The sequence below is a fragment of the Streptomyces sp. BRA346 genome (assembly GCF_052851135.1).
Genome location: NZ_JAIWIH010000007.1, coordinates 145,757 through 164,011, shown reverse-complemented (window position 1 = coordinate 164,011; position 18,255 = coordinate 145,757). Strand labels below are relative to the sequence as shown.

The 18,255-nt window shown below is 71.5% G+C and carries 17 protein-coding genes and 1 pseudogene; 10 read left to right on the top strand and 8 right to left on the bottom strand.

The genetic code is table 11. The features are described from left to right. Positions 1–298, top strand: a pseudogene (locus LCH29_RS13005) (hypothetical protein); the annotation flags it as partial. Further along, complete coding sequence (locus LCH29_RS13000) at positions 286–588, top strand: hypothetical protein (RefSeq protein ID WP_446461857.1); 303 nt, start codon at positions 286–288, stop codon at positions 586–588. The pseudogene LCH29_RS13005 and the gene LCH29_RS13000, both read left to right, overlap by 13 nt. On the opposite strand, the gene LCH29_RS12995 is transcribed toward LCH29_RS13000, so the two are convergent. Continuing rightward, the gene (locus LCH29_RS12995; protein ID WP_446461856.1) at positions 527–1,099 is read right to left on the bottom strand and encodes a hypothetical protein; all 573 of its coding nucleotides are present in this window, start codon (positions 1,097–1,099) and stop codon (positions 527–529) included. The genes LCH29_RS13000 and LCH29_RS12995 overlap by 62 nt on opposite strands. A gap of 133 nt (positions 1,100–1,232) precedes the next feature. Between LCH29_RS12995 and LCH29_RS12990 the strand changes: the two genes are divergently transcribed. Then, positions 1,233–2,447, top strand: a complete 1,215-nt coding sequence (locus LCH29_RS12990) for a histidine kinase (RefSeq protein WP_446461855.1) — start codon at positions 1,233–1,235, stop codon at positions 2,445–2,447. Further along, positions 2,435–3,079, top strand: a complete 645-nt coding sequence (locus LCH29_RS12985; RefSeq protein WP_446461854.1) for a response regulator transcription factor — start codon at positions 2,435–2,437, stop codon at positions 3,077–3,079. Before LCH29_RS12990 ends, LCH29_RS12985 begins: the two co-directional genes overlap by 13 nt. A 45-nt stretch (positions 3,080–3,124) precedes the next feature. Here the strand turns inward: LCH29_RS12985 and LCH29_RS12980 are convergent, their stop codons facing one another. From LCH29_RS12980 to LCH29_RS12970, 3 genes are all read right to left on the bottom strand, one after another. Beyond that, a complete protein-coding gene (locus LCH29_RS12980; protein ID WP_446461853.1) occupies positions 3,125–3,712 on the bottom strand; it encodes a TetR family transcriptional regulator in 588 nt (195 codons plus the stop codon). 7 nt (positions 3,713–3,719) lie between these two features. Next, positions 3,720–4,739: an aldo/keto reductase gene (locus LCH29_RS12975; RefSeq protein ID WP_446461852.1), complete on the bottom strand. Its 1,020-nt coding sequence runs from the start codon at positions 4,737–4,739 to the stop codon at positions 3,720–3,722. A 246-nt stretch (positions 4,740–4,985) separates the two neighbouring features. Then, positions 4,986–6,359, bottom strand: coding sequence for an MFS transporter (locus LCH29_RS12970; protein WP_446461864.1), 1,374 nt, complete (start codon positions 6,357–6,359; stop codon positions 4,986–4,988). 203 nt (positions 6,360–6,562) lie between these two features. On the opposite strand from LCH29_RS12970, the gene LCH29_RS12965 reads away from it, so the two are divergent. Next, a complete protein-coding gene (locus LCH29_RS12965) occupies positions 6,563–7,441 on the top strand; it encodes a helix-turn-helix transcriptional regulator (RefSeq protein ID WP_446461851.1) in 879 nt (292 codons plus the stop codon). Here the strand turns inward: LCH29_RS12965 and LCH29_RS12960 are convergent. Continuing rightward, positions 7,408–8,907, bottom strand: a complete 1,500-nt coding sequence (locus LCH29_RS12960) for an MFS transporter (RefSeq protein ID WP_446461850.1) — start codon at positions 8,905–8,907, stop codon at positions 7,408–7,410. The two genes, LCH29_RS12965 and LCH29_RS12960, sit on opposite strands and share 34 nt — an antisense overlap. A gap of 133 nt (positions 8,908–9,040) precedes the next feature. Between LCH29_RS12960 and dusB the strand changes: the two genes are divergently transcribed. Continuing rightward, the gene (gene dusB, locus LCH29_RS12955; protein WP_446461849.1) at positions 9,041–10,180 is read left to right on the top strand and encodes a tRNA dihydrouridine synthase DusB; all 1,140 of its coding nucleotides are present in this window, start codon (positions 9,041–9,043) and stop codon (positions 10,178–10,180) included. 24 nt (positions 10,181–10,204) lie between these two features. On the opposite strand, the gene LCH29_RS12950 is transcribed toward dusB, so the two are convergent. Further along, the gene (locus tag LCH29_RS12950) at positions 10,205–11,554 is read right to left on the bottom strand and encodes an MGH1-like glycoside hydrolase domain-containing protein (protein ID WP_446461848.1); all 1,350 of its coding nucleotides are present in this window, start codon (positions 11,552–11,554) and stop codon (positions 10,205–10,207) included. A gap of 491 nt (positions 11,555–12,045) precedes the next feature. Here LCH29_RS12950 and ppdK point away from each other — a divergent pair, with 491 nt between their 5' ends. Further along, positions 12,046–14,772 carry a pyruvate, phosphate dikinase gene (gene ppdK, locus LCH29_RS12945; RefSeq protein WP_446461847.1) on the top strand — a complete coding sequence of 909 codons (2,727 nt, stop codon included), beginning with the start codon at positions 12,046–12,048 and terminating at the stop codon, positions 14,770–14,772. 180 nt (positions 14,773–14,952) lie between these two features. Further along, on the top strand, positions 14,953–15,384 hold the full coding sequence (locus tag LCH29_RS12940; RefSeq protein WP_446461863.1) for a HEAT repeat domain-containing protein: 432 nt from the start codon (positions 14,953–14,955) through the stop codon (positions 15,382–15,384). On the opposite strand, the gene LCH29_RS12935 is transcribed toward LCH29_RS12940, so the two are convergent. Both LCH29_RS12935 and LCH29_RS12930 read right to left on the bottom strand, forming a co-directional pair. Then, a complete protein-coding gene (locus tag LCH29_RS12935; protein WP_446461846.1) occupies positions 15,357–15,548 on the bottom strand; it encodes a hypothetical protein in 192 nt (63 codons plus the stop codon). The two genes, LCH29_RS12940 and LCH29_RS12935, sit on opposite strands and share 28 nt — an antisense overlap. Next, positions 15,548–15,973 (bottom strand): hypothetical protein, encoded by a 426-nt coding sequence (locus LCH29_RS12930; protein WP_446461845.1) that lies wholly within the window; start codon positions 15,971–15,973, stop codon positions 15,548–15,550. The genes LCH29_RS12935 and LCH29_RS12930 overlap by 1 nt, the downstream gene beginning before the upstream one ends. A 140-nt stretch (positions 15,974–16,113) precedes the next feature. On the opposite strand from LCH29_RS12930, the gene LCH29_RS12925 reads away from it, so the two are divergent. Both LCH29_RS12925 and LCH29_RS12920 read left to right on the top strand, forming a co-directional pair. After that, positions 16,114–17,316 (top strand): helix-turn-helix domain-containing protein, encoded by a 1,203-nt coding sequence (locus tag LCH29_RS12925; protein ID WP_446461844.1) that lies wholly within the window; start codon positions 16,114–16,116, stop codon positions 17,314–17,316. A gap of 40 nt (positions 17,317–17,356) precedes the next feature. Then, entirely contained in the window at positions 17,357–18,073 is a 717-nt protein-coding gene (locus LCH29_RS12920; protein ID WP_446461843.1) for a RibD family protein, read from the top strand. The last annotated feature ends 182 nt before the right edge of the window (positions 18,074–18,255 follow it).

Genomic DNA, 18,255 nt, shown 5'->3' with positions numbered 1-18,255 from the left:
GCGACGCGCCCTCGGACACCCGATCCGGCGACGGACGACACCGCCCCCACACGACCAGAGCGATCGTGCGGGGCATCGGACCGCCCAGGCCCGACCGGAGACCCGACGGCGTGAGGGACCCCGCCCCCGCCATCCCGGACCACGGACGAGATCCGTGCCGCCCGGCAGCGGAGCGAACGCGGGCGACCAGCGTGCCCAACACCGTTCGGAGCACGCGGCCGAGCACCAGCTGTCCTGGAAACAGGACTCACTTCCGCTCAGTCCCCTAGGAACGGTTCACCAACCATGCGAGGCGTGACGCACCACATCACGGCCACCCGCGAGGACGGCACCGTCTTCGAAGTGGACTACGGCTACGGCCCGGGGCAGCGGCGGCTCCTCGGCTGCCGCCACTGCGACTGGACGGAACGCATCACCTACGGCGGCGCCCGCCACAAGGGCCTCGATCACCTCGCCCAGGCCCACGGCGCCCTTGGCTCCCCCCGCATGACGGCCGACCCCGCCGCCCGCCGCCAGGCCCTCCTGATCATGTTCGCGTGCTTCGCGGTGGCCGCGGTGATGCTGTGGTGGGCGGCGACCCAGGGGTGACCTGTCGGGTGTCCTCCGGCGTACTCCACTCGGCGCCCAGCGCGAGCGCCGCGCACAGCGCGGCCAGCGGCAGCTCGGCGCCCAGCGCCATCGCGACGGCACCGGACACCTCCCCGCCCGCAGCGGCCGTCATCGTGTCGAACCACGCGTCCACCAGCAGCAGCGTGCCGGTGGCGGCCGCGGTGAGGCGGTGGCGGTCATCACCGTGCATCCGCAGGACGGCGGTGGAGAGCAGCCCGAGCGATTCGGCCGCGTCCAGGCCCACCCACGCCGCGTTCCAGTGGGTGACCTGGGTGGTGGAGGGGAGCGTCCGCGCCAGTACGTACAGCCAGGGGACCAGCGCCGCCCCCGAGGCGAGCAGCACCGCCTCGGGGCGTACCCGGGTGATCCGTGCCAGGCGGGAGCGGCGTGTGCCGCTGCCGCTTGGCGCGGCGGGCGCGGCGGGCGGGGCGGGGGAGTGCAGGGCGGTCATGGAGCAGATCTCCTTCCGGGCGGCCCGTGACTCGGGCATGTCCGAAAGCCTCGTCGGCGCCCCCCGTCTTGTCGTTCATGGCAGTTGCCGATCTGGGGTGGCGCTGGTTACACGTCTTTTCCGGGCCTGTGCTCCAGTGCGCGGCCGGGTGGCGCCGCTCTAGGGTCGTCGCATGAGACTCCCCACCGTGCCGCGAGCCGTCCTTGAGCGGGGGCTTCACCGGCTGCGGCGCGACCTCGTGTTCGGTGTCGCGGGGGCGGCGGTGCAGTTCGTGGCCTGGCTGGTGCCGATGGCCATACCGTGGCTGATCTACGAGGACACGTCGAGCCTGGTCGGGATCATGGTCGCGCTCACCGTCCCCCTCATCGTTCCGGCCGTGGCCACGCCGCTGCTGACGCGCGTCCAGCGGCGGCGGTTCGCGGCGCTGCTCGGCATCGAGATCACCGGGCCCGGAAGGGCCTGGCGGCAGCTCTGGTACCACCTGCTGGCAGGCCCGGCCGTCGCCTTCGGCGGGGTGCTGGCCGTCACGATGGCCCTCGTCGGTCTCGCGGCCGCCACCGTCTACATCTGGGTGTGGAGTGTCCCGCTGTCCTGGCGGCTCGACCATGTCGGGTACTCGACCCAGGCCGCCTACGTCACGGCGGGCGGCGTGATCCTGCTGGCCCTCGCCTACGCCCTCGTCGGCGCCCTCGTACGGCTCGACGCGCGCGCCGCGACCGAGCTGCTGGGACCCCTGCCGACCGACGAACTGGAGCGCCGGGTCGAGGACCTGGCCGAGAGCCGTGCGGGCGCGGTCGACGCGGCCGACGCCGAGCGCCGCCGCATCGAACGCGATCTGCACGACGGCGCCCAGCAGCGGCTGGTCTCCATGGCGGTCAACCTGGGCCTGGCCAGGGCCACCCTGACCGATCTGCCGGACGAGGCCCGGCAGGTGATCGAAGAGGCGCACCGGGAGGCCAAGGGCGCCATCGAGGAGCTGAGCAGCCTGGTGCGCGGGCTGCACCCGGCCGTCCTCGACGAACTCGGCCTGGACGCCGCTCTCTCCGGCATCGCGGCGCGCGCCCCACTGCCGGTACGGTTGCAGGTCCATGTGCCGGAACGGGCCGCCCCGACCGTCGAGGCCGTCGCGTACTTCGTCGTGTCCGAGGCCCTCGCCAACGTCGCCAAGCACGCACGGGCCGAGCGGGCCGACGTCACGGTCGTCCGCGCCGGGGGCACGCTGCGGATCGTCGTCGAGGACGACGGGCAGGGCGGGGCCGACGCCGCCCGGGGCACGGGCCTCGCCGGGCTCGCCAAGCGGGCGGGATCGGTGGACGGCACCTTCGAGATCAGCAGCCCCCGCGGGGGCCCGACCGTCATCACCGTGGAGCTGCCGTGCGTGCTGTGATCGCCGAGGACTCGGTCCTGCTGCGGATCGGCCTCGTCAAAGTGCTCCAGATGGCGGGCTTCGAGGTGAGGGCGGAGGCGGCGGACGCGGAGGGCCTGCTGGCGGCGGTGGAGGAGCACCGCCCGGACATCGCCGTGGTGGACGTGCGGATGCCGCCAGGCTTCACGGACGAGGGCGTACGGGCCGCCCTGCTCATCCGGCGGCAGTGGCCGGACACGGCGGTGCTGCTGCTCTCGCAGTACGTGGAGGAGCGGTACGCCGCCGATCTGCTCACCGCGCACACGAGCGGGATCGGCTATCTGCTGAAGCAACGCGTCGCGGACGTTGAAGAGTTCATCGACGCCCTGCGGCGGGTCGCGGGTGGTGGCACCGCGCTGGACCCGCAGGTCGTCTCCCAACTCCTCGTCCGCCGCCACAGCGACCCGCTGGACCGGCTGACGCGGCGGGAGCGGGAGGTGCTGGAGCTGATGGCGGGGGGCAGGTCGAACGCGGGGATCGCGGCGGCGCTGGTGATCAGCGAGTCCGCGGTGGCGAAGCACATCAACAGCATCTTCGCGAAGCTGGACCTGCCGGTCGCCGATGCGGACCACCGCCGGGTGCTGGCGGTGCTGCGGTTCCTGGGCGTGCGCTGAGCCCCGGGGCCGTGGCGCGCCCCGGTCCTGGGCTCGGCCTGGGGATCAGGCGCGCAAGCCGTTCAGCAGCAGCTGGAAGAGGTCGGTGAAGGCCAGCTCCGCGCCGGGGTCCGACCACTCTGCGGCGTAGACGGGGTCGTGGAAGTGGGCCGTCGCGGACCACAGGGCCTGGGCCGTCTTGCGGGCGTTGGGCGTCTTGAACTCGCCGCTCGCGAGGCCGCTTTCGACGATCTTCGTGAGGTCGCCGACCATCGTCTCGATGTGCCGGGCGACGGTGGCGCTGTTCTCGTCGGCCAGGGACAGATACGTGGCGAACAGCTCCGGATCGTCGCCCGCCTTGCGCCGCTTGGCGGCGAAGAGGGTGGCCAGCCACTCGCGCAGCCGCTCGGCCGCCGGGCCCTTGGCGCGGGCGATGGCGGACAGTTCGTCGTGGGCCTGGTCCAGCCACCGCTCGGTGACCGCCTCGCGCAGGGCCGCCTTGGTGCGGAAGTGGCGGTAGACACTGCCGTGGCTGACCCCGAGCGCGCGGGCGACGTCCACGACCGTGGCCTTGGCCGGGCCGAAGCGGCGCAGCACGTCCTCGGTGGCTTCGAGGACGCGGTCGGGGGTCAGGGGTGTCTCGGGCGGCGGCATCGGGTCCCTACTTCTTCTCGCTGTCGAGGAAGGCCATTTGCGCCTCCCGGTAGCGGTCGCCCGCTGCGGCGTCGGCCGGGACGGCCTCCTCGATCGCGGCCAGGTCGTCGGCGTCGAGCGTAGCGTCCAGCGAGCCCAGGGCCTCCGTCAGCTGCGCACGTGTGCGGGAACCGATCAACGGCACGATGGCCGTGGCGTGCTTGGGGCCCTGGGCGAGCACCCAGGCGATGGCGGTCTGCGCGACGCTGATGCCCTTGTCATCGGCGACCTTGCGCAGGGCCTCGACCAAGCCGAGGTTGTGGTCGACGTTCTCGGGGCCGAAGCGCGGACTGAAGCTGCGGAAGTCGTCCTCCGCCAGCTTGCGGTCCCGGCTCCAGTGGCCGCTGATCAGCCCGCGGGACAGCACGCCGTACGCGGTGATGCCGACGCCCAGCTCACGGCAGACCGGCAGGATCTCGTCCTCGATGCCGCGGGAGATCAGCGAGTACTCGATCTGGAGATCGGAGATGGGGGCGACGGCGGCGGCCCGGCGTATGGTCTCCGCGCCCGCCTCGGAGAGCCCGATGTTCCGTACGTACCCGGCCTCGACCAGCTCGGCGATGGCGCCCACGGTCTCCTCGATCGGGACGTCGGGGTCGACGCGGGCGATGCGGTAGACGTCGATGTGGTCGGTGCCGAGGCGCTGGAGCGAGTAGGCGGCGAAGTTCTTGACGGCGGCCGGGCGGCCGTCATAGCCGGACCAGTTGCCGTCGGGGCCGCGCAGGGCGCCGAACTTCACGCTGAGCAGGGCCTTTTCGCGGTGGGCGGCGGGGGCGGTGCGCAGGGCCTCGTTGATGAGCAGTTCGTTGTGGCCCATGGCGTAGAAGTCGCCGGTGTCCAGCAGGGTGACCCCGGCGTCGAGCGCGGCGTGGATGGTGGCGAGGGACTCGGCGCGGTCGGTGGGGCCGTACAGGGCGGACATGCCCATGCAGCCGAGGCCGATCGCGGAGACCTGGGGGCCGGTGGTGCCGAGTTGGCGCATCTGCATGGGGGTGCTCCTTGCGGGGACTCGGGGGTTCCATACGGGTGCGTGCGTCGACAAGCGTGGCAGATGCGATGACAGATTTCAATATCTGTCATCGCCTATCCGTCATCGCCTACCTGTCATCCCATGACTGTCATCCCCCGGCTGTCATCGCCTACCTGATAGCGCTCGGCTGATATCGCCCGCCTGTCATCGCCCGCCTGCTATCGCCTGTCCGTCATCGCCCGGCTGCTCTCCCCACCGGCCCGCTCACGCCACCACGCGCGGCAGCCGCAGGCTCAGCAGCACCGTCAGCGCGACCGCCGCGAGCTGTGCCGCGAGCGTGATCACCAGCGCGTCGCCCATCCCCACCGACGGCACCAGCGCGAGGAACAGCGTGCCGAGCGTGGCGACGCCCAGCGCCAGCGAGGACTGCTGGGTCGTGACCATCACGCCGCTGCCCACCCCGGCCCGCTCGTTCGGCACCTCGGACAGCACGATCCGGACCAGCACCGGCAGCTGGAGCCCCTGCCCGAAACCGGCCAGCGCGACCCCCGGCAGCAGCCCCGCCAGGGACAGGTCCGGCCAGTCACGGGCCACGGCCAGCATCAGCAGACCGAGGCCGACCGCCTGGAGCAGCCCCCCGGTGGTCACGACGCGGCTGCCGTACCGGCCCACCAGGCGCGGACCCATGAGCGAGGCCACGAAGAAGGCGGCGGCCATCGGCGCCAGCGCCATACCGGCCGCGACCGGGCCGTAGCGCAGGCCCTGTTGCAGGGCGACCGCGATGACGAACATGAACCCGCCGAAGCCGATCGAGAACGGCACCAGCATCGGCAGTCCGCGCCGCAGCCCGCGCAGCGCGAACAGGCTCGGCGGCAGCAGGGGAGTGGCACCGGCCCGGTCGGCGCGGCGCTCGATCACGTAGAACGCCGCCGCCGCGAAGGGGAACGCGCCCAGCAGCAGCCAGGTCCACAGCGGCCAGCCCGCCGCCCGCCCCTCGGTCAGCGGCACCATCAGCGTGATCAGCGAGACGGCCAGCAGCACCGTGCCCGGCACATCCACCGGTGCGGGCCGGTCCGAGCGGGTCTCGGGCACCGTCCGCACGGCCAGCACCAGGCCGATCAGCGCGACCGGGACGTTGACCAGGAAGACCGCGCGCCACCCGGTGCCCGCGATGTCCGCGGCCACCAGCACGCCGCCCAGGATCTGCCCCGCCACCATGGCGAGACCGGCCGTCGCGCCGTACATGCTGAGCGCGCGGGCGCGGCGGGAGCCGCTGGTGGAGGCGTGGATGGTGGCGAGCACCTGCGGCAGCATCAGCGCCGCCGAGGCGCCCTGCGCGATGCGCGCCGCGACCAGGCTCCACGCGTCCGGGGCGAGCCCGCAGGCCAGCGAGGTCACCCCGAAGGCCGCCATTCCGGCGAGGAAGAGCCGTCGCCGCCCGAAGGAGTCGCCCAGCCGTCCGCCGAGGACGAGCAGCACCGCGTAGGCCACGCCGTATCCCGCGACGATCAGTTCCAGGACGGCCGGGCCCGCGTTCAGGTCGCGGTCCATGGTGGGCAGGGCCACGTTGACGATGAAGAAGTCGATCAGAGGAAGCGCCGCCCCGAGCAGCAGGGTGAACAGCCCCGGGCCGCTCAGCGTCCCACTGTCAGGAGTCCCGCCATGCGGCGTCGTGGCGGTGCTTCGGGCGGCCGGGGCGGCCGGTGCGGCGGTTCTGGCGCGAATCTCTGTTTCAGTCACGCTTCAGACGATCCCGCGGTGCTCAGCCGGGTACCAGAGTGTCTTTATCCTGGTACAAGAAGTACCTGGCAACCGGCTGAGCCCTGGGGCACTCTGGAGCCATGACCATCACGGTGCAGCGTGCCACGGCCACCGGCGGGGCCGCGATCAGACGGAGCGAGCTGGCGGCCTTTCTGCGCAGCCGCCGGGAGCGGATCACCCCCGAGCAGGTGGGGCTGCCCCGCGGCCGCCGCCGGCGGACCCCCGGGCTGCGCCGCGAGGAGGTCGCCCAGCTCTCCACGGTGGGCGTCACCTGGTACACCTGGCTGGAGCAGGCCCGGGACATCCATGTGTCGGTGCAGGTCCTCGACGCGATCGCCCGCGCGCTGCTGCTGGACCGCAGCGAGCGCGCGCATCTCTTCGCACTCGCCGGGGAGATCGATCCGATCCCCGGGAGCGAGTGCTCCGGGGTGCCGCAGTCGCTCCAGGTGATGTTGGAGCAGCTGGAGCCGTTCCCGGCGTGCGTGCAGAACGCCCGGTTCGACCTCCTCGCGTACAACCGCACCTACCGGCTGCTGATGTGCGACCTGGACGCGCTGCCGCCGGAGGACCGCAACTGCATGTGGCTGGCCTTCACCAACGAGGACTGGTGCGCGAGCCTGGTCGAGCGGGACGAGACGATCCGGATGATGGCCGCCAAGTTCCGCGCCGCGATGGCCGAACACGTCGCCGAGCCCGCCTGGAAGGCGCTGCTGAGGCGGCTGGAGGAGGCCTCACCGGAGTTCCGGGAGATCTGGGCGCGCCATGAGGTGCTGCGGCCCAGCGACAAGATCAAGGTCTTCCGGCAGTCGACGGTGGGCGTGCTGCGGCTGACCTCGACCAGCCTGTGGACCGGCCCCAACCAGGGGCCCAAGCTGCTCACCTACACCCCGGTGGACACCGAGACCCGTGAGCGGCTGGAGCAGCTTCACGCCCTCGCGCTCGAACTGGCCGAGGTCTGACCCGTCGGCCCGCCGTCCCCGAACAGCGCGGCGGCGTGCCGGGTGGTGGCCAGCGCCCAGCGGCCGGTGGTCAGGGCACCCAGCAGCAGGATGACGGCACCGCATCCGGCGATGATCCACCACGCGGGCCGGGCGGCGTCCACGAACGCGGCGGCGGCCGCGGCCGACGCCTTGTGGCCCGGCGCCGCACCCGCCGCCCCGGCCGCAGCGCCCGCGGCCAGCACCGCGCCGATCACCGCGACCCCGAGCGACTGTCCCACCTGACGGCTGGTGGAGGCGACGGCGGAGGCGACCCCGGCCTGTGAACGGGGCATCCCGGAGACGGCCGTATTGGTGATGGGCGCGTTGACCAGTCCGAACCCGATGCCGAACAGCACATAGCCGGTCAGCAGCAGCACATTGCTGGACTGGGCGTCGAACACGGCGAACAGCACCCCGCTGGCCCCTATCGTCACCCCGGCCAGCAGCAGCGGCAGCCGGGGCCCGCCGTGGCCCACCAGCCGCCCGGACAGCGGTGCGCAGATGAAGCACATGAACGCCATCGGCAGCATCCACAGCCCGGCGTGCAGGGCATCGAGCCCGCGGACGTCCTGGAGATAGAGCGTGTTCATGAACAGGAAGCCGCCGAGCGCCGCGAAGGCGCTCACCGCGATGACCGTCGCCCCGCTGAAGGGCGCGCTGTGGAAGAAGCGCACGTCGATCAGCGGTTCGTGACGCCGCCGCTCGTAGCGGATCAGCGCGACGAGCCCGACGACGGCGACCGCCGTGCAGAGGGAGATCAGCGGCGAGCCCCAGCCGTGCCCCGGCGCCTCGATGATGGCGTACGTCAGGGAGCCGAGGACGGCGATGACCAGCAGCTGGCCGATGGGGTCGGGCCTGCGGGGCTTCGGAGCGCGCGACTCCGGCACGAAGCGTGCGGTCAGCGCCACCGCCGCGAGCCCGACCGGAAGGTTTATCCAGAAGATCGAGCGCCAGCCGACCGACTCCACCAGCACCCCGCCGACGATCGGCCCGGCGGCCATGCTGATGCCGACGACCCCGCCCCACACCCCGATCGCCCGGGCCCGCTCCCGGGGTTCGGTGAAGGTGTTGGTGATGATCGACATGGCCACGGGGTTGAGCATCGAACCTCCGACGGCCTGCACCATGCGGAAGATGACCAGCGCCTCCAGGCTGGGCGCGATGCTGCACAGCGCGGAGCCGAGGGTGAAGATCACCAACCCGGCCTGGAAGACGCGCTTGCGCCCCAACCGGTCGGCCGTCGACCCGGCGAGCATCAGCAGCGCGGCGAGGACGAGCGTGTACGCGTCGATCGTCCACTGCATTCCGGAGACGGAGGCGTCCAGATCGCTCCGCATCGAGGGCAGGGCGACGTTCAGCACGGTGTTGTCGAGGCTGACGATCAGCAGGCTCATGCAGCAGATCGCCAGCACGAGCATGCGCCGCCGAGGACTGAGCTCAGGCATGGTTGAACGCTACAACGATGTCGGAGAATACGGGGGTACGAACCGCCCGGGCGGATCCCCTGCGCGGGTGCGGGACAATGAGAGGTCCGCCCCTTACGAACCCTCCTACCCGCCCCCGAAGGAAGCTCCCCCCATGACCCAGACGCAGCTGAAGGTCGGCCCGTACACGGTCCAGCCACCGGTCGTGCTCGCACCGATGGCCGGGATCACCAACGCGCCGTTCCGCACCCTGTGCCGGGAGTTCAGCGGCGGCAAGGGTCTGTTCGTCAGCGAGATGATCACGACCCGGGCGCTGGTCGAGCGGGACGCCAAGACCATGCGGCTGATCCACTTCGACGGCACCGAGAAGCCGCGCTCCATCCAGCTGTACGGGGTCGACCCGGTGACCGTCGGCAAGGCCGTGCGGATGATCGTGGACGAGGACCTGGCCGACCACATCGACCTCAACTTCGGCTGCCCGGTGCCCAAAGTGACCCGCAAGGGCGGCGGCTCGGCGCTCCCGTACAAGCGGAACCTGCTGCGCGCGATCCTGCGCGAGGCCGTGACGGGCGCAGGCCCGCTGCCCGTGACCATGAAGATGCGCAAGGGCATCGACGACGACCACATCACCTACCTCGACGCGGGCCGGATCGCGGTCGAGGAGGGCGTGACCGCGATCGCGCTCCACGGCCGCACCGCGGCCCAGCACTACGGGGGCACCGCCGACTGGGACGCCATCGCGCGGTTGAAGGAGACCGTCCCGGAGATCCCGGTGCTGGGCAACGGCGACATCTGGTCCGCCGAGGACGCGGTGCGGATGATGGACCGGACCGGGTGCGACGGCGTGGTCGTCGGGCGCGGCTGCCTGGGGCGGCCGTGGCTCTTCGGCGACCTGGTGGCGGCGTTCGAACCCGGCGGCGGGGCCGGTTCCGCCCGGCCCACGCTGAAGGAGGTCGCCGCCGTGATGCGCCGCCACGCCGAGTTGCTCGCCGAGTGGCTGGAGGACGAGGAGCGCGGCGTGATCGACTTCCGTAAGCACGTCGCCTGGTACACCAAGGGCTTCTCGGTCGGCTCCGAGATGCGCAAGCGGCTCGCGATCACCTCGTCCCTGGCCGAGCTGGACGACCTGCTGGCCGAGCTGGACCTGGACCAGGAGTGGCCCCCCGGCGCCGACGGCCCCCGCGGCCGCACCTCGGGCCGCAACCGGGTGGTGCTCCCGGACGGCTGGCTGGCGGACCCGTACGACTGCGCGGGCGTGACCGCGGACGCGGAGCTGGACACCTCGGGCGGCTGAGCCGGCAGGGAGCTTCAGGGGGCTTCAGGGGGACGAGCCGACCGCCAGATCCAGGGCCAGCGCCGCGGTCCAGCTGAAGTCCCGGGTGCCGCGCGCCTCCTCCGTGTACGGGTCGACGTACTCGGCGAACCCGGAGGCGGCGGCCACGTCCAGGGCCGCGGCCCGCAGCGCGTCCGCCTCGGGGGCGGCGCCGTGCAGCCGCAGACCGCGCTCCAGCAGCCAGTTGACGTTGAACCAGGCGGGGCCGCGCCAGTAGCGGGACGGGTCGAAGGCGCGGCCGCGCAGGTCGTAGCTGGGCACCAGGCGCACCGAGGTGCCCAGCCCGAAGTGCTCGCCCGCGGCGGTGCGGAGCAGTGCGTCGACCGTGTCCCGGGGCAGCTCCGGGACGAGCAGCGGCAGCAGGCCCGCCGCGCTCAGCTCGGGGATCAGGTTGCCGCCCACCACATCGCGGCACAGGAACAGCCCGGCGGCCGGGTCCCACAGCCGGTCCAGCAGGGCGGCCGTCAGACGGGCGGCCCGGGCGCGGTGCGGGCGGGGGGCCGCGCCGACGCTCTGGGCGATCTCGGCCAAGGCGTGTTCCGAGGCGATCAGCAGCGCGTTGACGCCCGGGTCCTCGACCACGAAGGCGGGCGCGCCGGGGCGGTCCGCGCCGGGGGAGTCCTCGTAGCCCCCGTCCCGGTAGCCCCCGTCCCGGTAGTCCGCCGCGAGGCGCACGTACCGCCCGTAGTCCAGGTCCGTCGGGCGGTCGGTGGCCGCGCCGTGGTCGAGGTCGGCGCGGTGGAACGTCTCCGGCGGTACGGGCTCGACGCGGGCCAACGGGGCGTCCCAGCAGGGGCTGTTGTCCATGCCCGGCTCCCAGGGGTGGACCACTGACACCAGACCGCCGCCGCCCAGATCGCGCCGGTCGGTCAGATAGCGGTGCCAGGCGGCGAGCCGGGGGTACGTACGGGCCAGGAAGCCGGACCGCACCGAGGCGCGCGGGTCGGCGCGGTGCACCAGCAGACAGGCGAGCGCGTGCACCGGCGGCTGGACGATCCCGGAGGTCGCGACGCCGGGCGGGGCGCCGGTGCTGCCCGTGGACGGCCGCCAGAAGTCGGGGCCCGGGAAGTAGGCGCCCGGCGGCACCGCCTGGTTGTAGACGATGTGGGGGATCCGTCCGTCGTCCCACTGGGCCGTGAGCAGGGTTTCCAGTTCCCGCTGGGCGCGGCGTACTGAAAGATGACGCGATCCGATCGCGATGAACGCCGAATCCCAGCTCCACTGGTGCGGATAGAGGCCGCGGGAGGGGACCGTGGAGGAGCCGGTCCAGTTCTCGTCGAGGACGCGCCGCGCGTCGGGCACCACCTGCGCGAGCGCGCGCCGGGCGCTGGTCACGGGGCCTCCTCGTCATGGCGTGTGGGGGCACGATACCGGCCCCGCGACCGCCACTCACCTGCGAATCGCTCATCTGAGCGAGCCCCCTCTCGTTAGTGTCCACGGAATGAGACGAGGCACTCTGGAGGGGGTGATTCTCGCCACTCTGATCAAGCCTTCGCTCAGATGAGCGGAAGCGGAGAGGTGGGTCGGCGGTCGTTCGCTGCGCTCACCTCCTCAATACATGGCACTCAGTGCCATGCCCCGATGTTCGAACCCTCGAACCAGCGATAACACACAGTGATCAATTGCCCGTCGGTGATATGCGTGGCGTGCGCATGTGTTCGACTCTTGAAGGAGTGACCCGCGCCACTCCTTTGAGTGGTGCCCTTTCGAACACGTGGCAGGCGGGTGGTTACAGCCGAATGACGGTGGAGTGGACATACTCAGGAGCCTTCGATCTGGGTACGCTCCCCGCCGTCAGGGCAGCCGAGCCGAGGAGATCGAGTCCCGTGCCGGAAACACAAGATCAGCAGAAGTTCGTTTACGACTTCACCGAGGGCAACAAGGATCTCAAGGACCTGCTCGGCGGGAAGGGTGCGAACCTCGCCGAGATGACCAATCTCGGTCTCCCCGTGCCACCGGGATTCACCATCACCACCGAGGCGTGCAAGGTCTACCTCGACAGCGGCACCGAGCCCGCGGCCCTCCGCGACGAGGTGAGTGCGCACCTCGAAGCCCTCGAGGGAAAGATGGGGAAGAAGCTCGGCCAGGCCGACGATCCGCTCCTGGTATCCGTACGCTCCGGCGCGAAGTTCTCGATGCCCGGGATGATGGACACCGTCCTCAACATCGGGCTCTCCGACGAGTCCGTCGCCGGGCTCGCCGCGCAGGCGGGCGACGACCGGTTCGCCTGGGACTCCTACCGGCGCCTGATCCAGATGTTCGGCAAGACCGTGCTGGGCGTGAACGGCGACCTCTTCGAGGAGGCCATCGACGCGGCCAAGCAGGCCAAGGGCGTCACCGTCGACATCGACCTGGACGCCGCCGACCTCAAGAAACTGGTCGCCGAGTTCAAGACGATCGTCTCCCAGGAGACCGGCCGCAGCTTCCCGCAGGAGCCGCGCGAGCAGATGGACCTCGCGGTCCGGGCCGTGTTCGACTCCTGGAACGGCGACCGCGCCAAGCTCTACCGCCGCCAGGAGCGCATCCCTCACGACCTGGGCACCGCGGTCAACATCTGCTCCATGGTCTTCGGCAACCTCGGCCCCGACTCGGGCACCGGCGTCGCCTTCACCCGCGACCCGGCCAGCGGCCACCAGGGCGTCTACGGCGACTACCTCCAGAACGCCCAGGGCGAGGACGTCGTCGCGGGCATCCGCAACACCGTTCCGCTCGCGGACCTGGAGCAGATCGACAAGCGCTCGTACGACGAGCTGATGCAGATCATGGAAACGCTCGAGACGCACTACAAGGACCTGTGCGACATCGAGTTCACCATCGAGCGCGGCAAGCTGTGGATGCTCCAGACCCGGGTCGGCAAGCGCACCGCCGGTGCCGCCTTCCGGATCGCCACCCAGCTGGTCGACCAGGGCCTGATCGACGAGGCCGAGGCGCTGCGCCGGGTCAACGGCGCGCAGCTCGCGCAGCTGATGTTCCCGCGCTTCGACGAGGAGGCCGCGGCGAGCGACGCCGTACGGAAGATCGGGCGCGGCATCGCCGCCTCCCCGGGCGCCGCCGTCGGCAAGGCCGTCTTCGACTCGTACACCGCCGTCAAGTGGTCCCGCTCCGGTGAGAAGGTCATCCTCATCCGCCGCGAGACCAACCCCGACGACCTCGACGGCATGATCGCCGCCGAGGGCATCCTCACCTCCCGCGGCGGCAAGACCTCGCACGCCGCCGTCGTCGCCCGCGGCATGGGCAAGACCTGTGTGTGCGGCGCGGAGGACCTGGAGGTCGACACCAAGCGCCGCCGCATGATCGTGCCGAGCGCCGACGGCAAGGACGACCTGGTCATCGAGGAGGGCGACGTCGTCTCGATCGACGGCTCCTCCGGCAAGGTCTACCTGGGCGAGGTCCCCGTCGTCCCGTCCCCGGTGGTCGAGTACTTCGAGGGCCGAATGCACGCGGGCGCCGACGACGCCGACGAACTGATCGGCGCCGTCCACCGGATCATGGCGTACGCGGACCGGGTCCGCCGCCTGCGGGTACGGGCCAACGCGGACAACGCCGAGGACGCCGCCCGCGCCCGCCGCTTCGGCGCCCAGGGCATCGGGCTGTGCCGCACCGAGCACATGTTCCTCGGCGAGCGCCGCGAGATGGTCGAGCGGCTGATCCTCGCCCACACCGAAGAGGACCGCGACGCCGCCCTCAGCGAACTGCTGCCGCTCCAGAAGAAGGACTTCGTGGAGCTGTTCGAGGCGATGGACGGGCTGCCCGTCACCGTCCGGCTGCTCGACCCGCCGCTGCACGAGTTCCTGCCCGACATCACCGAGCTGTCGGTGCGCGTCGCGCTCGCCGAGTCCCGCAAGGACCACAACGAGAACGACCTGCGGCTGCTCCAGGCCGTCCACCGGCTGCACGAGCAGAACCCGATGCTGGGCCTGCGCGGCGTACGCCTCGGCCTCGTCATCCCCGGCCTGTTCGCCATGCAGGTCCGGGCCATCGCCGAGGCCGCCGCCGCCCGCCGGGCCGCCAAGGGCGACCCGCGCGCCGAGATCATGATTCCGCTCGTCGGCACCGTCCAGGAGCTGGAGATCGTCCGCGAGGAGGCCGAGCAGGTCATCGCCGAGGTCGAGCGGGCCCACGGCGTGGACCTCAAGCTCTCCCTCGGCACCATGATCGAGTTGCCCCGGGCCGCGCTGACGGCCGCCCAGATCGCCGAGTCCGCCGACTTCTTCTCCTTCGGCACCAACGACCTGACCCAGACGGTCTGGGGCTTCTCCCGCGACGACGTCGAGGGGAGCTTCTTCACCGCGTACCTGGAGAAGGGCATCTTCGGCGTCAGCCCCTTCGAGACGATCGACAAGGACGGCGTCGGTTCCCTGGTCCGCGCCGCCGCCCAGGCCGGACGGTCCACCCGCCCCGACCTCAAGCTCGGCGTCTGCGGTGAGCACGGCGGCGACCCGGAGTCCGTCCACTTCTTCCACGAGGTGGGCCTGGACTACGTCTCCTGCTCCCCGTTCCGCATCCCCGTAGCCCGCCTGGAGTCGGGCCGCGCGGCGGCCAACGGCCGCTGACGGCGAGCGCCGAGCCGATGACGGCGGCGAGCCCGAGCCGATAAGGCCACCGGGGCACCACAGCCGGGACACCACCCTCACCCGGCAACGCGGCCCCGGCTCTCAAAGGGGGCGGCACCTTGTGCGGAGGTGTCGCCCCCTCTTCTTCGCCGAGCGTGAGACGGTCTGGTGGTGCCGGAGATGATGAGCGGGCTGGAGGCGGCCTTGGCCGAGGCCTCGTCTCCTTCATGGTCGCAACGTGCGCGTGCCGGGTGCGGCCTTGCTTCCTTCGTCGATGTTCCCGAGGCCGCGGAGGCGTTGGCAGGGCTGTTGCTGGACGCCGAGGACACGGCGGTGACGCGACGGACGGCAGAGGCCCTGGCCCGCGTGGGCACGGTGGCCGCCGTGCGGCTCATCGCTCGCGCGGTCGCCGAGGCCGACGACAACCATGCCGACTGGCTACAGACCGGGGTGCAGGACGCGCTCGTGGGGCCGGACCGGGTGCCGGACGTCGCAGCGGTCTGCGGTCGGCTCGCACACCACCCGGAAGAGGCTGTTCGTCGGGGCGCCTCGGAGATCCGGGCGTGGTCGGACGACGCAAGCCGTTATTGCCCGCGCTCGACGGGCGTATAGGCGGCGGGGCGGCCGTGGTCGAACGGGTCGCGCTGCTGCGGGAAGGTGGGTGCGCAGTCAGGGCAGGCGAACACCGTTCCGCCACCGGCGCTGGCGCCGTACTCGATCGCGACGACGACCGGCTCGCTTGTCGTCTGCTGGCAGCGGGCGCATACCTGGGGCATCACCGGGCCGTCGCCTCCTCCGCGGACTCGGTGGCGATCGCCCGCACCAGCGCCTCGTGGAGGCGGGTGGCGTCGGTGAGATAGCGGTCGGGGCCGACCGGGATGCGCCAGTGCAGACGAGGGCCGGTGGTGTGAGTGGCCGGTGGTACGCCGACGTAGGTGATCTCGGCTCCGTGTGCGCCGAGGGCACGGATCTCCCGGGGTAGCCGTCGCCAGCGCCGGGCGTGGCCGCTGGGGATGAGCCAGTACATGAGGCCGTAGTCGGCGATGACGGCGCCGGACGCATCGCCGAGTAACGTCAGGGCACGTTCGCCGATGTCGATGGGCGCGCGCAGTGCGTCCCAGTACGGGCCGACCTCGACCACCTCGACGTCGTCGCCGCGTGGTGGTGTCCACGGCGGGGCCGCGGGTTGAGGACTCGTCATGATGATGTCTCCGGCGGATGCGTCTGGCATGGGTGTCCAGACAAACGCGCTTGCCGTGCTGCCGTCCCGGCCACATGCGTCCCACGCTGCGCATATGCAGAACCTGCATACGCATGTGACGGAGTCGCTACGCTGGGTTCATGGTGCAGTCAGAACACCACCGCTGTGCAGGTGAGGCCATCGCTGCCGCCCGTCGCGAACGTGGGTGGACCCAGCAGCGTCTGGCCGATGTGTGCGGGTACAGCCAGAGCACCATCAGCCGGTTGGAGCGCGGTCGCCAATCCGCGCGCGACGTCGATGTGCTCGCGCTCATCGCCGACCGGCTCGGTATGGCCCCCTCCGAGGTCGGCCTGGCCGGAGGGGTGCCGCACACTACTGATGTGAACCGTCGCGACTTCCTGGGAGCGGCGGCAGGGCTCGGCATACTCCCCACCCCGGCCAACGCACCGGCGCGCCGCCCGGTCGATCCGGCCGTCGTCGGGCACCTGCGCCAACTCCGCACCAGTCTCGTCCAGTCGGACTGTCTCTACGGGCCGCACTACGCCATCAGCGCCGTCCGCGACCATCTCACCGTCATCGAGGAGCAGCTGCTTCCCGCGGCCGGTGGCACCCTCCGCCGCCAGGTGCTCGAAACGGCTTCCGAGTGGGCGGAGTTCGCGGGCTGGCTGTATGAGGACCTCGGCCGTCCCGATCAGGGCCTCTGGTGGTCCGACCGTGCCATGGAATGGGCGCAGGAAGCCGGTGACAGCGTGCGTCAGGCGTTCATCCTGATGCGCAAGGCACAGCAGTCGGTGGGCCTGATGCAGCAGCAGCGGGCCTTGGGGCTGGCGGGTGCCGCACTGCGGGTCCGTGGCGACGTGCCCGCACGCATCCGTGCCTCCGCCCATCTCCAGGAGGCCCACGGCCACGCGCTCGTCGGCCATGAAGCCGCCACGGTCCGAGCGCTGGATACCGCCCGCGAACTCGTCGAGGGCCACGACGCGGTGACCGATGACCTCGGCGGCTACTGCGTTCCCGCCTACACGGAGGCGCAGCGAGCGACCTGCTACCTCCGCCTGGGAAAACCAGCTGAGGCCGTGACCATCTATCAGCAGGCCCTCGACCACTGGCCTGCCCTATACCAACGTGAGCGCGGGCTCCACCTGGCACGGCTCGCCAACGCCCATGCCGCGGACCGGTCCCCGGACGCGGCCTGCACCACTGCGATGAGGGCCTTGGAAATCAGCGGTGAGACGGCGTCGCGCCGCATCACGGCAGAACTCCGTCGGGTCATCACCAGCCTGGCGCCGTGGCGACGCACGCCGCTGGTGCGGGACCTGGCCGAGGCGGTCGCCGCGGTGTGAAGACTAGGCTTCCCGGTACCAAGATCTGCCAGGAGGCCCCATGCACATCAGCGAGCTGGTCGGCACGGACGAGTGGCATACCGCCGAGGGGCGACCGTACGTCGTCTACAAGTACGCGGCCACCCTGGACGGCCGGATCGCCGCAGCGGACAGCACCAGCCAGTGGATCACCAGTGCGGAGTCCCGTACGGAAGTCCATGTTCTGCGCGCGGCCTGCCAGGCGACCGTGGTCGGCTCCGGGACTCAACAGGCCGATGACCCGCACCTCGCCGTGCGCTCCGCGAAGGACGACCCCAAGCTGAAGGTGGCCGTACCCGTCGACGAGCAGCCGTGGCGGGTGATCGTGGACAGCAACGCGCGGACCCCGGCCGATGCCCGGGTCCTCGATGACGCGGCGCCAACGATGATCGCTGTCGCCGACGACGTGGACGCCACGCACCTGGAGGGCATCGCGACCGTTGTCCGGCTGCCCCGGGCGAAGGAGGGGCTGGACCTCGGCAAACTGCTCGGTGAGCTGGGCGGCCGTGGCGTGCGCGGCATGTTCCTCGAAGGAGGACCCACCCTTGCCGCGTCGTTCGTGTCGGCCGGGTTGGTCGACCGGATCATCGCCTATATGGCACCCGCGTTCCTTGGTCGCGGCAAGAGCGCGCTCCAGGGCGGCACCATCGAGACGATGGACGACATCCTGCGGTGCGAGCTGCTGGACGTCTCGCGGTCCGGCCCGGACGTCCGGCTGGTAGCACGCCCCCGGCGATGACCGTTCGGGTGCCCTTGGACCGCACTATGAAGGGACGGCACCTTGTGCGGAGGTGCCGCCCCCTCTCACTCCCCCCACGGGAGCCGTTGCCGCCCGGCATCGGATCGGGCGGCAACAAGTGCCCTGTCGCCGTCGCACACTCGTCACCCCCCACGGGAACGAGCAATACGGCCCAGAGCACC

What these genes read in the sequence shown, in the direction of transcription:
- LCH29_RS12995 (WP_446461856.1), bottom strand. Translation starts at nt 1,099, where the DNA reads ATGCCCGAGTCACGGGCCGCCCGGAAGGAGATCTGCTCCATGACCGCC.
- LCH29_RS12975 (WP_446461852.1), bottom strand. Translation starts at nt 4,739, where the DNA reads ATGCAGATGCGCCAACTCGGCACCACCGGCCCCCAGGTCTCCGCGATC.
- LCH29_RS12925 (WP_446461844.1), top strand. Translation starts at nt 16,114, where the DNA reads ATGGTGCAGTCAGAACACCACCGCTGTGCAGGTGAGGCCATCGCTGCC.
- LCH29_RS12940 (WP_446461863.1), top strand. Translation starts at nt 14,953, where the DNA reads ATGATGAGCGGGCTGGAGGCGGCCTTGGCCGAGGCCTCGTCTCCTTCA.
- LCH29_RS13000 (WP_446461857.1), top strand. Translation starts at nt 286, where the DNA reads ATGCGAGGCGTGACGCACCACATCACGGCCACCCGCGAGGACGGCACC.
- LCH29_RS12920 (WP_446461843.1), top strand. Translation starts at nt 17,357, where the DNA reads ATGCACATCAGCGAGCTGGTCGGCACGGACGAGTGGCATACCGCCGAG.
- LCH29_RS12990 (WP_446461855.1), top strand. Translation starts at nt 1,233, where the DNA reads ATGAGACTCCCCACCGTGCCGCGAGCCGTCCTTGAGCGGGGGCTTCAC.
- LCH29_RS12935 (WP_446461846.1), bottom strand. Translation starts at nt 15,548, where the DNA reads ATGCCCCAGGTATGCGCCCGCTGCCAGCAGACGACAAGCGAGCCGGTC.
- dusB (WP_446461849.1), top strand. Translation starts at nt 9,041, where the DNA reads ATGACCCAGACGCAGCTGAAGGTCGGCCCGTACACGGTCCAGCCACCG.
- LCH29_RS12960 (WP_446461850.1), bottom strand. Translation starts at nt 8,907, where the DNA reads ATGCCTGAGCTCAGTCCTCGGCGGCGCATGCTCGTGCTGGCGATCTGC.
- LCH29_RS12930 (WP_446461845.1), bottom strand. Translation starts at nt 15,973, where the DNA reads ATGACGAGTCCTCAACCCGCGGCCCCGCCGTGGACACCACCACGCGGC.
- LCH29_RS12965 (WP_446461851.1), top strand. Translation starts at nt 6,563, where the DNA reads ATGACCATCACGGTGCAGCGTGCCACGGCCACCGGCGGGGCCGCGATC.
- LCH29_RS12980 (WP_446461853.1), bottom strand. Translation starts at nt 3,712, where the DNA reads ATGCCGCCGCCCGAGACACCCCTGACCCCCGACCGCGTCCTCGAAGCC.